The sequence below is a fragment of the Burkholderia sp. AU33423 genome, assembly GCF_002223135.1.
In the GTDB taxonomy this organism is placed as follows: Bacteria; Pseudomonadota; Gammaproteobacteria; order Burkholderiales; family Burkholderiaceae; genus Burkholderia; species Burkholderia lata_D.
In genome coordinates this window covers 777299-789982 of record NZ_NKFH01000004.1, presented here as the reverse complement: position 1 = coordinate 789982, position 12684 = coordinate 777299, and the positions used below count along the sequence as shown (strand labels likewise).

Annotated in this window: 12 protein-coding genes; 7 read left to right on the top strand and 5 right to left on the bottom strand. The window is 67.9% G+C overall.

Annotation, left to right across the window (positions count from 1 at the left end):
- The first annotated feature begins 103 nt into the window (after nt 1-103).
- Both CFB50_RS06365 and CFB50_RS06360 read left to right on the top strand, forming a co-directional pair.
- A complete protein-coding gene (locus CFB50_RS06365) occupies nt 104-2395 on the top strand; it encodes an FUSC family protein (protein ID WP_089445277.1) in 2292 nt (763 codons plus the stop codon).
- 290 nt (nt 2396-2685) lie between these two features.
- Nucleotides 2686-4053: an amino acid permease gene (locus tag CFB50_RS06360; protein ID WP_089445276.1), complete on the top strand. Its 1368-nt coding sequence runs from the start codon at nt 2686-2688 to the stop codon at nt 4051-4053.
- A gap of 147 nt (nt 4054-4200) precedes the next feature.
- Here CFB50_RS06360 and CFB50_RS06355 read toward each other — a convergent pair whose 3' ends face one another.
- Nucleotides 4201-4362, bottom strand: coding sequence for a hypothetical protein (locus CFB50_RS06355; protein ID WP_006476417.1), 162 nt, complete (start codon nt 4360-4362; stop codon nt 4201-4203).
- Nucleotides 4363-4606: 244 nt separating this feature from the next.
- Here CFB50_RS06355 and CFB50_RS06350 point away from each other — a divergent pair, with 244 nt between their 5' ends.
- The 3 genes from CFB50_RS06350 to CFB50_RS06340 are packed head-to-tail and all read left to right on the top strand — an operon-like array spanning nt 4607 to nt 8109.
- A complete protein-coding gene (locus CFB50_RS06350; RefSeq protein ID WP_043182119.1) occupies nt 4607-5650 on the top strand; it encodes a Fe(3+) ABC transporter substrate-binding protein in 1044 nt (347 codons plus the stop codon).
- Nucleotides 5640-7331, top strand: coding sequence for an ABC transporter permease (locus tag CFB50_RS06345; protein ID WP_089445275.1), 1692 nt, complete (start codon nt 5640-5642; stop codon nt 7329-7331). The genes CFB50_RS06350 and CFB50_RS06345 overlap by 11 nt, the downstream gene beginning before the upstream one ends.
- Before the next feature lie 4 nt (nt 7332-7335).
- On the top strand, nt 7336-8109 hold the full coding sequence (locus CFB50_RS06340) for an ABC transporter ATP-binding protein (RefSeq protein WP_089445274.1): 774 nt from the start codon (nt 7336-7338) through the stop codon (nt 8107-8109).
- 81 nt (nt 8110-8190) lie between these two features.
- Here the strand turns inward: CFB50_RS06340 and CFB50_RS06335 are convergent, their stop codons facing one another.
- From CFB50_RS06335 to CFB50_RS06320, 4 genes are all read right to left on the bottom strand, one after another.
- On the bottom strand, nt 8191-8661 hold the full coding sequence (locus CFB50_RS06335; protein ID WP_011351482.1) for an Lrp/AsnC family transcriptional regulator: 471 nt from the start codon (nt 8659-8661) through the stop codon (nt 8191-8193).
- A gap of 253 nt (nt 8662-8914) precedes the next feature.
- A complete protein-coding gene (locus CFB50_RS06330) occupies nt 8915-9556 on the bottom strand; it encodes an NAD(P)-dependent oxidoreductase (RefSeq protein ID WP_089445273.1) in 642 nt (213 codons plus the stop codon).
- A gap of 130 nt (nt 9557-9686) precedes the next feature.
- Entirely contained in the window at nt 9687-10142 is a 456-nt protein-coding gene (locus tag CFB50_RS06325; RefSeq protein ID WP_069247562.1) for an Rrf2 family transcriptional regulator, read from the bottom strand.
- A gap of 90 nt (nt 10143-10232) precedes the next feature.
- Nucleotides 10233-10661: a hypothetical protein gene (locus CFB50_RS06320; protein ID WP_069247561.1), complete on the bottom strand. Its 429-nt coding sequence runs from the start codon at nt 10659-10661 to the stop codon at nt 10233-10235.
- Nucleotides 10662-10853: 192 nt separating this feature from the next.
- Here CFB50_RS06320 and CFB50_RS06315 point away from each other — a divergent pair, with 192 nt between their 5' ends.
- Nucleotides 10854-11189: a hypothetical protein gene (locus tag CFB50_RS06315; protein WP_069247560.1), complete on the top strand. Its 336-nt coding sequence runs from the start codon at nt 10854-10856 to the stop codon at nt 11187-11189.
- Nucleotides 11190-11463: 274 nt separating this feature from the next.
- A complete protein-coding gene (locus tag CFB50_RS06310; RefSeq protein ID WP_069247559.1) occupies nt 11464-12657 on the top strand; it encodes an ammonium transporter in 1194 nt (397 codons plus the stop codon).
- The last annotated feature ends 27 nt before the right edge of the window (nt 12658-12684 follow it).

The window sequence follows — 12684 nt, the reverse complement described above, 5'->3', positions numbered from 1 at the left end:
ACCTCGTCCGGAAAGCCTGGTTTTACGGACCGCGAAATACGATAGACTCGTCGCCAGTCAAGATGCCGCCCCCGGGCGTCTTCGTCTGCTATTCAGCCCATCGATGCGCTATTCGGTCGAAATCAGAAAGTTTTTCTACAGCCAGTACTTTTTCGGCGGCCTGCGGATCGCGGTCGGCGTCTCGCTGCCGGCCGTGCTGTGCCTGATCGTGTTTCACAACCGGGAGCTCGGCTTCACGATCTCGACGGGCGCGCTCGGCGCCTGCGTCGTCGACATGCCGGGCCCGCTCAAGTACAAGCACAACGAAATGCTCGCTTGCAGCGTGATCGGTTTTCTGGCCGCGCTCGCCACCGGCCTCGCGACACCGAACATCTTCGTGCTGTGGCTCACCATCGTGCCGCTCACCTTCGTGCTGTCGCTGATCGTCGTCTACGGCAACCGCTGGCCGCAGATCAGCTTCGCGACGCTGTTCATGATGGTGATGACGCTCGAGGAGAAGTTCACGCCGCTGCAGGCGTTCATCAACGCCGGCTGGATTCTCGCGGGCGGCCTCTGGTACACGTACTGGGCCACGCTCGTGTCGCAATGGCAGGCGCGCCGGATCGAGCAGCAGGCGCTTGCCGAGAGCCTGTTCGCGTGCGCCGACTACCTGCTCGCGCGCGCGCAGTTCTACGATCTCGATGCCGATCTCGACGAGTGCTACCGCAATCTCGTCGCGAAGCAGATCACGGCGGTCGAAACGCAGGAAACCGCGCGCGACATCGTGCTGCGCAACCTGCCGAAGCTGCGGCGCGGCAAGCTCGACCCCGCCCGCACGACGATGTACAACCTGTTCATCAACAGCGTCGACCTGCACGAGCTGTTCGTCGGCGCGCACACCGATTACCCGCTCGTGCGCAATACGTTCGGCGGCTCGGACCTGATCATTTTCTATCGAGACCTGATCCGCAAGGCCGCCGCCGATCTCGAGGAGGTCGGCCTCTCGGTGCTCGAAAACCGCGCGCCGCATTCGCACATCAGCGTGAAGGCCGAGCTGCGCGCGATCGAGTACGAGATCGAGCTGATGCGCAAGAAGAACTTCCCGGCCACCAACGCGGAAGCGTATGCGGCCGTGCTGGCCACGTTCCGGCGCATCTGGAGCGCGACGCGCCTGATCGACCGGATGCGCCGCAACCTGTCGGGCCACGCCGATCCGCAGCAAACCGAACTGAAGATCGACAAGGCGCTCACGCGCTTCCTGCAGCGCCGCCGCATGTCGCCGCTGCTGATCTTCTCGAACCTGAACATGCGCTCGCCGAGCTTTCGCCATGCGCTGCGCGTGACGATCGCCGTGGCGGTCGGCTTCTGGATCGGCCGGCTGCTGCCGCTCACGAACGCGTACTGGATCGTGATGACCACCATCATCATCCTGAAGCCCGGCTACTCGCTGACCAAGCAGCGCAACGCGGCGCGTATCGTCGGTACGCTGATCGGCTGCGCGGCGAGCGTCGCGCTGATCTACACGGTCAAGGATACGCACCTGCTGATCGCGATCATGTTCGGGTCGATGGTGATGAGCTACAGCCTGCTGCTGTTCAACTACGCGGCGAGCGTCGTGTTCACGTCGTCGTACGTGCTGCTGATGTTCCACCTGCTCGCGCCGGGCAGCATGCGGATCATCGGCGAGCGCGCGATCGACACGGTGGTCGGCTGCATGATCGCGATCGCCGCGAGCCGGCTGTTCCCGTACTGGGAATACCGGCTGATGGGCAAGCAGGTCGCCGACATGCTCACCGCCACCCGCAAGTATTTCGAGGCCGTGTGGCGCGCGGGGCGCGGCATGTCGCCGCCGCCGGTGCCGGCCGCCGACGGCGCGGCCGTCGTGCCGGTGGTCGCCGCGGCCATCGAGACGCCGGCCACGGCCCTCGACGACGACTACCGCTACCGCCTCGCCCGCAAGGACGTGCACATCGCGTTCGCGAATCTTGGGCAGGCGTTCCAGCGGATGATGATCGAGCCGAAGGCGCACCAGCGCTTCGTGCCCGAACTGAACGACCTGCTCGTGCAGACGCACGTGCTCGGCGCGCAGATCACGGCCGCCGCGCCGCTGATCCGCACGGCCTGCGCGGCCGACGGCAGCCTCCTCCACGACGACGCGCTGCATCGCGGCCTCGCCGCGGTGCTCGACAATCTCGAGAAGGCCGAGGCGGGCGAGCCGCCGCCCGCCGACCAGCTCGACGCGTCGAAGCAGATCACGCGCGACCTCGACGCGATGGTCGTGTCCGCGGAGAAATCCGATGCGGTGGGGGCCGAGCTCACGCACGACCTGAAGGTGCTCGCGCACCAGTGCAAGCAGATGCTGGCGTCGTCGCTGCTGATCCGCAAGGATGCGAGCGTGATCCGCCTGCCCGCCTGACCCAGGCTTTACCCCGCCGGTGGCCGGCCCGCGCATGTCGCGGATCGGCCCCGGCGCTCCCCGATTCAGCGATCCCCGAAGCATGACCCGCCCGTTCCACGCGGCCCGCGCCCTCGAAGCGCGACCGCCCAGCCCCCCATTGCGCCCGTCGCGCCAGTCAGGGAATACCCGATTCCGGTCACCCGGCCCGGCTTGTTATCATTCGTTCACATTTAAGTTGTATAGACAACTTGAGACAATCGGACCGGCTCCGCTCGCCCGGTCCGTCGCATAACGATATCGGAGACACGATGAAAAACTTGCAGCGCCACCTGAGCGCGCGGCACATCCGCTTTCTCGCGCTGGGTTCGGCGATCGGCACGGGCCTGTTCTACGGGTCGGCGTCCGCGATCCAGCTCGCGGGCCCGGCCGTGATCCTGGCGTACATCCTGGGCGGCGCGGCCGTCTACATGGTGATGCGCGCGCTCGGCGAGATGGCCGTGCGCGAACCCGTCGCCGGCTCGTTCGGCCACTACGCGACCGAGAACCTCGGCCCGTTCGCCGGATTCGTCACCGGCTGGACCTACACGCTCGAAATGGTGATCGTCGCGATCGCCGACATCACCGCCTTCGGCATCTACATGGGCTTCTGGTTTCCGGATGTCCCGCAATGGATCTGGGTTCTCGGCGTGGTCGCGATCATCTGCGGGCTGAACCTGTGCCACGTGAAGGTGTTCGGCGAACTCGAGTTCTGGCTGTCGATCATCAAGGTCGGCGCGATCATTGCGATGATCGGCGGCGGCGTCGCGATCCTGCTGACCGGCATGCACTTCGGCCACTCGGCCGACGTGCCGACGTTCGCGAACCTGTGGAACCACGGCGGCTTCCTGCCGAACGGCGTCGGCGGGCTGATCGCGTCGCTGTCGGTCGTGATCTTCGCGTACGGCGGGATCGAGGTGATCGGCATGAGCGCCGGCGAGGCGAAGGATCCCGAGCGCGTGATTCCGCGCGCGATCAACGCGGTGCCCGCGCGCATCCTGCTGTTCTACGTGCTGACGATGGTCGTGCTGATGTCGATCAGCCCGTGGACGGGTGTCGGCAACGACGGCAGCCCGTTCGTGCAGATCTTCTCGGCACTCGGCGTGAAGTCGGCCGCGACGATCCTGAATCTCGTCGTGATCAGCGCGGCGATCTCCGCGATCAACAGCGACATCTTCGGCGCAGGCCGGATGATGTTCGGGATGGCGCGCCAGGGCCAGGCGCCTGCCGTGCTGATGACGACGTCGCGGCACGGTGTGCCGTGGGTCACGGTGCTCGTGATGGCGGTCGCGCTGCTCGTCGGCGTGCTGCTCAACTACCTGATGCCGAAGGACGTGTTCCTGATGGTCGCGGCGATCGCGACGTTCGCCACCGTGTGGGTGTGGCTGATGATCCTGCTGTCGCAGGTCGCGATGCGCCGCCGGCTGTCGAGCGCCGAAGTCGCGGCGCTGAAGTTCAAGGTGCCGTTGTGGCCGGTCGCGCCGGCACTGACGATCGCGTTCATGGGCTTCGTGATCGTGATGCTCGGCTGGTTCGAGGACACGCGCGTCGCGCTGGTCGTCGGCGCGGCCTGGCTCGCGCTGCTCGCGGTCGTGTTCTACGCACGGATCCGCCCGAAATTCGCCCCTGCGTCACGTTGACGCACGACTGACCTGCCTACGCGGCGCGCCGGTTCCGGCGCCCGCTTCTCTCCCGGCTCCGCGCGGCATCCAGCGCGCCAGCAGCCGGGGATTCCGCCCCTTCGCATGCACCTGCGGGCGCGGCCCGCCGGGCCGCGCATCGGCACGTCAGTGCGACGCCGCGCTCGCGGCCTCGGCCGGATGGGCCTCGTCGTACGCGTGCTTCTGCGAAATCGCGTTGTACAGGATCGTCCCGATCACGAGCAGCACGGCCACGACGATCAGGATGCTCACGTTGCGGACAGGATTCTTCTTGCGCTGATCGTTCATGGTCGGGGCGACTCCGTCAAATTCATCGAAGCGGGCATTCTACGCGCTTGCGCGCCCGCTGCGACGCGCCGTTTCCGGCCCCCCTTCCCCGCCCTCCCCGCGCCCATCGCAAGCTTTCATTTGATAATCGTTCCTATTTCGATCTAGAATCTCGAGTCTTTCATTTTGTAATGTTTCGGATCGCTCGGGCGGCAGGCGCGCTCCGGAACGCTCCCTTCGTCCACCTGCCCCTTCCGGAGTCTTCATGTCGAATCCGCGCACCCGCCTGCTGCCGCTTGCCGGCGCCCTCGCCCTTGCCGCCGCCGCTTTCGCGCCGCTGGCCCAGGCAGCCGAGGAAGTGAGCCTGTACACCACCCGCGAACCGAAGCTGATCCAGCCGCTCATCGACGCGTTCACGAAGCAGAGCGGCGTCAAGGTCAACACGGTGTTCGTGAAGGACGGCCTGCTCGAGCGTGTGAAGGCGGAAGGCGCGCAGTCGCCGGCCGACGTGCTGATGACGGTCGACGTCGGCAACCTGCTCGATCTCGTCGACGGCGGGCTCACGCAGCCGGTGCGCTCGAAGGCGCTCGACGACGCGATTCCCGCGAACCTGCGCGGTGCGAACGGCGACTGGTACGCGCTGTCGCTGCGCGATCGCGTGCTGTACGTCGAGAAGGACCTGAAGGTCGACGCGTTCCGCTACGAGGATCTCGCCGATCCGAAATGGAAGGGCAAGGTCTGCATCCGCTCGGGCCAGCACCCGTACAACACGGCGCTCGTCGCGGCGATGATCGCGCACGATGGCGAAGCGGCGACCGAGAAGTGGCTGCGCGGCGTGAAGGCGAACCTCGCGCGCAAGGCAACGGGCGGCGACCGCGACGTCGCGCGCGACATCCTCGGCGGCATCTGCGACGTCGGCCTCGCGAACGCTTACTACGTCGGTCACATGAAGAACGCGGAGCCCGGCAGCGACGCGCGCAAGTGGGGCGACGCGATCAAGGTCGTGCGGCCGACGTTCGCGAACGCGAAGAGCGGCGGCACGCACGTGAACATCAGCGGCGCGACGGTCGCGAAGCACGCGCCGCACAAGGCCAACGCGGTGAAACTGCTCGAGTACCTCGTGTCGCCGGAAGCGCAGGCGCTGTATGCGCAGGCGAACTACGAATACCCGGTGCGCGCGAACGTGAAGCTCGACCCGGTGATCGCCAGCTTCGGCACGCTGAAGATCGACCCGCTGCCGCTGGCGGACATCGCGAAGCATCGCAAGCAGGCGAGCCAGTTGGTCGACAAGGTCGGTTTTGACAACTGACGCAACCACCGCCGGCGGCGCGCGCCGCCCGCCCGGCCGGCCGCGCGTGTTGCCGCGCGCGGGCAGCCTGTGGCTGCTCGCGGCGCTGGCGATCGCCGCGGCGGTCGCGGCGCCGCTTGCGGTGCTCGTGGCCGCCGCGTTCGACGCCGATCTCGCGCACTGGCGCCATCTCGCCGAATTCGTGCTGCCGCAGGCACTCGTCAATACGCTGCTGCTGCTCGCGGGCGTCGGCGCGATCGTGTCGATCGTCGGCACGGGCTGCGCGTGGCTCGTGACCGCGTACGACTTTCCCGGCCGCCGGATGCTGACGTGGGCGCTGCTGCTGCCGCTCGCGGTTCCCACCTACATCGTCGCGTTCGCCTATCTCGACCTGCTGCACCCGATCGGCCCGGTACAGGGCGCGGTCCGCTGGCTGCTCGGCTTCGACAGCCCGCGCCAGTTCCGCCTGCCCGACCTGCGTTCGCTGCCCGGCGCGATTTTCGTGCTCGGCTTCGTGCTGTATCCCTATGTTTACCTGAGCACGCGCGCGATGTTCGTCACGCAGTCCGCGAGCCTGCTCGAAGCCGCGCGCACGCTCGGCGCGGGACGCATGGCCACGTTCTGGCGCGTCGTCGTGCCGCTCGCGCGGCCCGCGATCGCGGTGGGCGTGAGCCTCGCGCTGCTCGAAACGCTGAACGATATCGGCGCGTCGGAATTCCTTGGTGTGCAGACGCTGACCGTGTCCGTCTACACGACGTGGATCACGCGCTCCGATCTCGCCGGCGCCGCGCAGATCGCGCTCGCGATGCTCGCGATCGTCGTCGGCATGATCGTGCTCGAACGCTACGGACGCCGCCGCCAGCGCTATGCGCATAGCCGGCGCATGCGGCCGATCGCGCCGCGCCGCCTGACGGGCACGGCGGCCTTGGGCGCCGCGGTGCTCGGCTGGCTGCCCGTGCTGCTCGGCTTCGGCGCACCGGCCGCGTACCTCGCGGTCGAGACGGCCAAGCGGCTGCACCTGGTCGGCGGCGTATCCGCACAACTGATGACCGGGCTCGCGAACACACTGACGATCGCCACCGCCGCCACCCTCGCGACGCTCGTGTGCGGGCTCGTCGTCGCATGGGCGGCGCGCGCGCAACGCGACAGCGCCCGCGCGGGCCCGGCCCGCGTGGGCGCGAGAATCGCGAGCCTCGGCTATGCGGTGCCCGGCACCGTGCTCGCGATCGGCCTGCTGATCCCGTTCGCGGCGGCCGACCGGCTGTTCGGCGCGGCGCTCGGCCGCGACGGGCTGCTGCTGATGGGTTCGACCGCCGCGCTCGTGATCGCCTATACCGTGCGCTTTCTCGCGATCCCGGCCGGCAGCATCGAGGCCGGCCTCGCGCGCATCCCGCCGTCGCTGGAACAGGCGGCGCGCTCGCTCGGCGAGACGGCCGGCGGCACGCTGCGCCGCGTGCACCTGCCGCTGCTGCGGCCCGCGCTCACGACGAGCGCGCTGCTGGTGTTCGTCGACGCGATGAAGGAATTGCCGGCGACGCTGCTGCTGCGTCCGCTGAACTTCGACACGCTCGCGACCTGGCTGTATGCGGAAGCCGCGCGCGGCACCTACGAGGAAGGCGCGGTCGCCGCGCTCGCGATCGTGCTGGCCGGGCTCGTGCCCGTGATCCTGCTCGCCCGCACCCGCTACAAGATCGGAGCCTGACACCGTGAACCTGCTCGAACTCGACGACCTCTGCCTCGCCTACGACACGCCGCACGGCCGCCGCACCGTGGTCGACGGGCTGAGCCTCGCGCTGCCGCGCGGCGACATCGGCTGCCTGCTCGGCGCGTCCGGCTGCGGCAAGACCACCGTGCTGCGCGCAATCGCCGGCTTCGAGCCGGTGCGCATGGGGCGCATCATGCTGGACGGCGTGCCCGTCGCGGCGCCATCGCTCGACGTGCCGCCCGAGCGGCGGCGCATCGGCATGATGTTCCAGGATTACGCGCTGTTCCCGCACCTGAGCGCGGCGGACAACGTCGCCTTCGGCCTGCGGCGCATGCCGAAGGCCGAACGACGCCTGCGTGTCGCGGAGATGCTCGAACTCGTCGGCCTGGCCGATTCCGGCGGCGCGTATCCACACGAGCTGTCGGGCGGCCAGCAGCAGCGCGTCGCACTCGCGCGTGCGCTCGCACCGTCACCGGAGCTACTGCTGCTCGACGAACCGTTCTCGAATCTCGACGTCGATATGCGCGAGCGGCTTGCGTTCGAGCTGCGCGACATCCTGAAACGCACCGGCCACACCGCGATCCTCGTCACGCACAACCAGGCCGAGGCGTTCGCGATCGCCGACCGGATCGGCGTGATGAAGGACGGCCAGCTCGCGCAATGGGATACGCCGTACGCGCTGCATCACCATCCGGCCAGCCCGTTTGTCGCGGATTTCGTGCGCCGCGACGCGCTGGCCGACGAACGCGCGCGCGCACTGGCGCGCGGCCGCTGAACCCGCGGGCGCGATACGCGCCCGCGTCGTTTCATCGCCGCGTTTCATCGCCGCGTTTCGTTCCTGCGTTTCATTGCCGCGTCAGGCCGGCTCGGCAAGATCGCGCACGGGCAGCGCGGTCGAATACTTGATCTGCTCCATCGCGAACGACGAGCTGACGTCGAACAGCGGCACCGCACGAATCAACTGCTTGTAGACGCGGTCGTAATCGTCGATGCCGGCCACCACGACGCGCAGCAGGTAATCGGTCTCGCCGCTCATCCGGTACACCTCGACCACTTCCGGCATGTCGCGCACGGCCTGCGTGAAACGCTGCGCCCATTCCTCGGTGTGCTGGTTCGTGCGGATCGCGACGAACACGGTCGTGCCGACCCCGAGCTTGCGCGGATCGCACAGCGCAACCTGCGCGCGAATCGCGCCGGTTTCCTTGAGCCGCTGCACGCGCTTCCAGCACGGCGTCTGCGACAGGTTCACGCGCTGCGCCAGTTCCGCGATCGGCAGCGTGGCATCCGCCTGCAACAGCTCCAGCAGCTTGCGATCGATGGCGTCCATTTCTCCAGTCCCTCGTAGATAGAAATTTATTCTATTCATCCTGCACAACGGGGAACAATATGAAAACGGCTTCGCCGCGTCGACCGGTATAAATACCGATCCGGTACGCGCGCGGAGCGAGCGGATCCGCCGCCACACCGCACGCGCCAAATGAAACAGGCGATCCCGCCCGTGAAGGTGGAATCGCCTGGCGTTCCTGCACGTCGCGGCCAGCCCGGCGCTCACGCGCCACGGGCCAGCGTCAGCGCACCGCTCAATACGCGACCGTCGCGATCTCGTGCACGAAGCTGCCTTGCTCGAGCGCGTCGACGAACGCGATCGCGTAGTCTTCCGCCGAGATCTTGCTGTTGCCTTGCGCATCCACGATCAGCTTGCCGACGCCCGTGCGGAACGTACCCGTCCGCTCGCCCGGGGCGATCAGTGCAGCCGGCGCGAAGAACGTCCAGTCGAGATCGCCGACCGTCTTCAGGTAGTCGAGCGCGTCGCGGTGCGCGAGCGCGACCGCCTTGTACGCTTCCGGGAAACCTTCGCTGTCGACGAGCTGCTTGCCCGGCGCAACTTCGAGCGAACCCGCGCCGCCCACCACCACGAGCCGCTTCAGCCCCGCCTGGCGCGTGCCGGCGACCAGCGCCTTCGCAGCGGCGACGACCTTCGCCGCATCATCCTGCTTCGGACCGTACGCGCTCGCGACGACGTCATGGCCCGGCAGGGCGGCCGCAATGCTGGCCGCGTCGAACAGGTCGGCCGCCTTCGCGGTGATGCCGTCGCCGGCTGCACCCGGATGGCGCGACAGCGCGGTCACGCGATGGCCGCGTCGTGCAGCTTCCGCGGCGATGCGCGAGCCGATCGTGCCGGTGGCGCCGAACAGCGCGATATTCAAGGTACGTTGCGTCATATCGATTCTCCAGTAAGAAAAATATGTAACGTAGTTAATTACATATAAGACCGAAAAAAAACGGGGCAAAGCCCCCGTTGTGCCGGTCGCCACGCGTCTCGCGCCGTCCGGCTTCCTGCCCTGCTGCCGCTCACCCGCCGGCGCGTGTCGCCTGCTGCGTGCGCTGCTCCAGATCCAGCACGTCGGCCGTGACGTCGGCCAGCGTGCGCGTGCCAAGCGATGCTTCCATCGCACGCTGCGCGTCGCCGATGTAGTCGATCAGCGCGCCCTGGATGTGCCGCCCGACGAGACACGCCGGATTCGGCGCCTCACGGTGCAGCGCAAACAGTTGCGCATCGTCGACCGCGCGATACACGTCGAGCAGCGTGATCGCGCCGGGCTCGCGCGCCAGCAGCGCACCGCCGCCCGCACCCAGTTGCGACGTGGTCAGCCCTGCGGCCGCCAGCATCGACAGCAACCGGCGGATCAGCGCCGGATTCGTGTTCACGCTACCCGCGATGATGTCGGACGACAACGGCACGCCCTCCTGCATCGACAGCAAGGCAAGCACGTGGACGGCAAACGCGAACCGGCTGCTGGTATTCATTCCTGACTCACTTGACGACGCCGGCCCATCCCGCAGCCGGCGACATGTGTAACTACTATAATTACATTTAGCGGATCATGCAAGCCCGCGTCACTCTCCGCTCGCGGGCTTGGCGCCCGACGCATTCTGCTGGCTCCACTGCTGGAGCTTCTTGCCGGCTTCGGCGATCTTCGCGCCGGCTTCGGAAGCCGCATGCGCGACGACCGCGGACGCGGCCGCGTCGATCTGCGCCTGCGCGGCGGATGCGAGGCCGCTCGCGGACAGCGGCGGCACGGCCGACGCCGCGGAGGCGATGCCGGCCTTCGCGGCGTTGAGCTGCTGGTTGACGGTGCTCGCCACCTGGTCGAGCGCCTTGGCCGCATTGTTCGCGGCATCGGCGGCCGCGCTCGCGGCCGTATCGGGTTGCGTGGCCGGCGCGCCGGACTTCTCGCAGCCCGCGAGCAACAACAGCGCACCGGCGGCCACGGCCGCCAATACGGACCCGGGCACGCGACGCGCCCGCGATGTCTTCATGTTCATCAGCAATCTCCGGCCGCGCGTCGCGCGGCCTCGTGGTTGGACCGACGTCGATGATACCGCCTGTGGAACAGGGCCAATCACGCGCCGCTATTAAAAATGGCTTTCAATTTCGGACTCGTCTGATTTAATCGCACACGCGAGGACACTAAAGTGGGCACGCTTCAACCCGCTTTGGACGTGCCCCTTTTTCCCATGAATTTTCTCGTCGACTGGCTCATCGCCCTGGCCGCCGTGCTCGCCGCCACCCTGTTCCTGTGCCTGCGCCCGCCGTCGGCCCATCGCCTGGCCGAATCCGGGCGCCCGCGCCGCGTCGCGTCCGCGCGCCTGCTCACGCAGGCCGTGATCGGCTTCTGGACGGCCGCGCTGATCGTCGCGGAAGGCATCCTCGGCCCGACCGCCGACGGCCAGTCGCTGGCGGGCTTCGCGGCACTCGCGTTTGCCGCCCTCGGGCTGACGACCGTCGCCGCCTACTGGTCGGCGTGCGCGCTGCGGCTGCGCCGGCCGCCGCTGCTGTTCCCACGTCACTGATGCGCCGGAACGGTGCGCAGCGACCTACCTTCGCGCACCACGACGCACCACACCGCGCCAATCGGCACGTCACACGCACCAGTTCTGCACGTGTCGCACCACACGCGTGCACCCCGAATCACATAGCATACGCATCGGCCGCGCCCCCTTCCCGTGCACGATTCACCGGATTGCCGCACCACACGGTGTTGAAGCACCAACTCCACGCAGCCGTTCACCAAGTTGGCTCGATACTTGCGTTCCTCGCCCGTTTTTTGCGCAAGGAAGCCACGGCATGGATGGTCTGAAATCCGGCGTCGATACACTGTTCCTGTTGATCGGCGCCGTCATGGTGCTCGCGATGCACGCGGGCTTTGCTTTTCTCGAACTCGGCACGGTCCGCAAGAAGAACCAGGTCAACGCGCTCGTGAAGATCCTGGTCGACTTCTCGGTGTCGACGCTCGCGTACTTCTTCATCGGCTACACGATCGCGTACGGTGTCGAGTTCTTCGACGACATCGGCACGCTGTCGCAGCACAGCGGCTATGCGCTCGTGCGCTTCTTCTTCCTGCTGACCTTCGCGGCGGCGATCCCCGCGATCGTGTCCGGCGGCATCGCCGAACGCGCGAAGTTCAATCCGCAGCTCGTGGCGACGCTGATCATCGTCGGCTTCATCTATCCGTTCTTCGAAGGGATCGCCTGGAACGAACGCTTCGGCGTGCAGGCCTGGCTCACGCACGCGTTCGGTGCGCCATTCCATGATTTCGCGGGTTCCGTCGTCGTGCACGCGTTCGGCGGCTGGGTCGCGCTGCCGGCCGTGCTGCTGCTCGGCGCGCGCCACGGCCGCTATGCGAAGGACGGCCGGATCGCCGCGCACCCGCCGTCGAACATCCCGTTCCTCGCGCTCGGCGCGTGGGTGCTCGCGGTCGGCTGGTTCGGCTTCAACGTGATGAGCGCGCAGACGCTCGACAAGATCAGCGGCCTCGTCGCCGTGAACTCGCTGATGGCGATGGTCGGCGGCACGCTCGCCGCGTGGATGGCCGGCCGCAACGACCCGGGCTTCACGTACAACGGGCCGCTCGCGGGTCTCGTCGCGGTGTGCGCGGGTTCCGACGTGATGCACCCGATCGGCGCGCTCGTCACGGGCGCCGCGGCCGGCGCGCTGTTCGTCGCGATGTTCACCTGCGTGCAGAACAAGTGGCGCATCGACGACGTGCTCGGCGTGTGGCCGCTGCACGGCATGTGCGGCGCGCTCGGCGGTCTCGCGGCCGGCGTGTTCGGCCTGCCAGCACTCGGCGGTCTCGGCGGCGTGTCGTTCATGTCGCAGCTCGTCGGCACGCTCGGCGGCATCGCGATCGCGACCGCGGGCGGCACGCTCGTCTACGGCGCGCTGAAAGCGACCGTCGGGCTGCGCCTCGACCGCGAAGCCGAGTTCGACGGCGCGGACCTGTCGATCCACCGCATCTCGGCGACGCCCGAACGCGATTGAGCGCAAACGCTTGCGACCGGCGGCCGT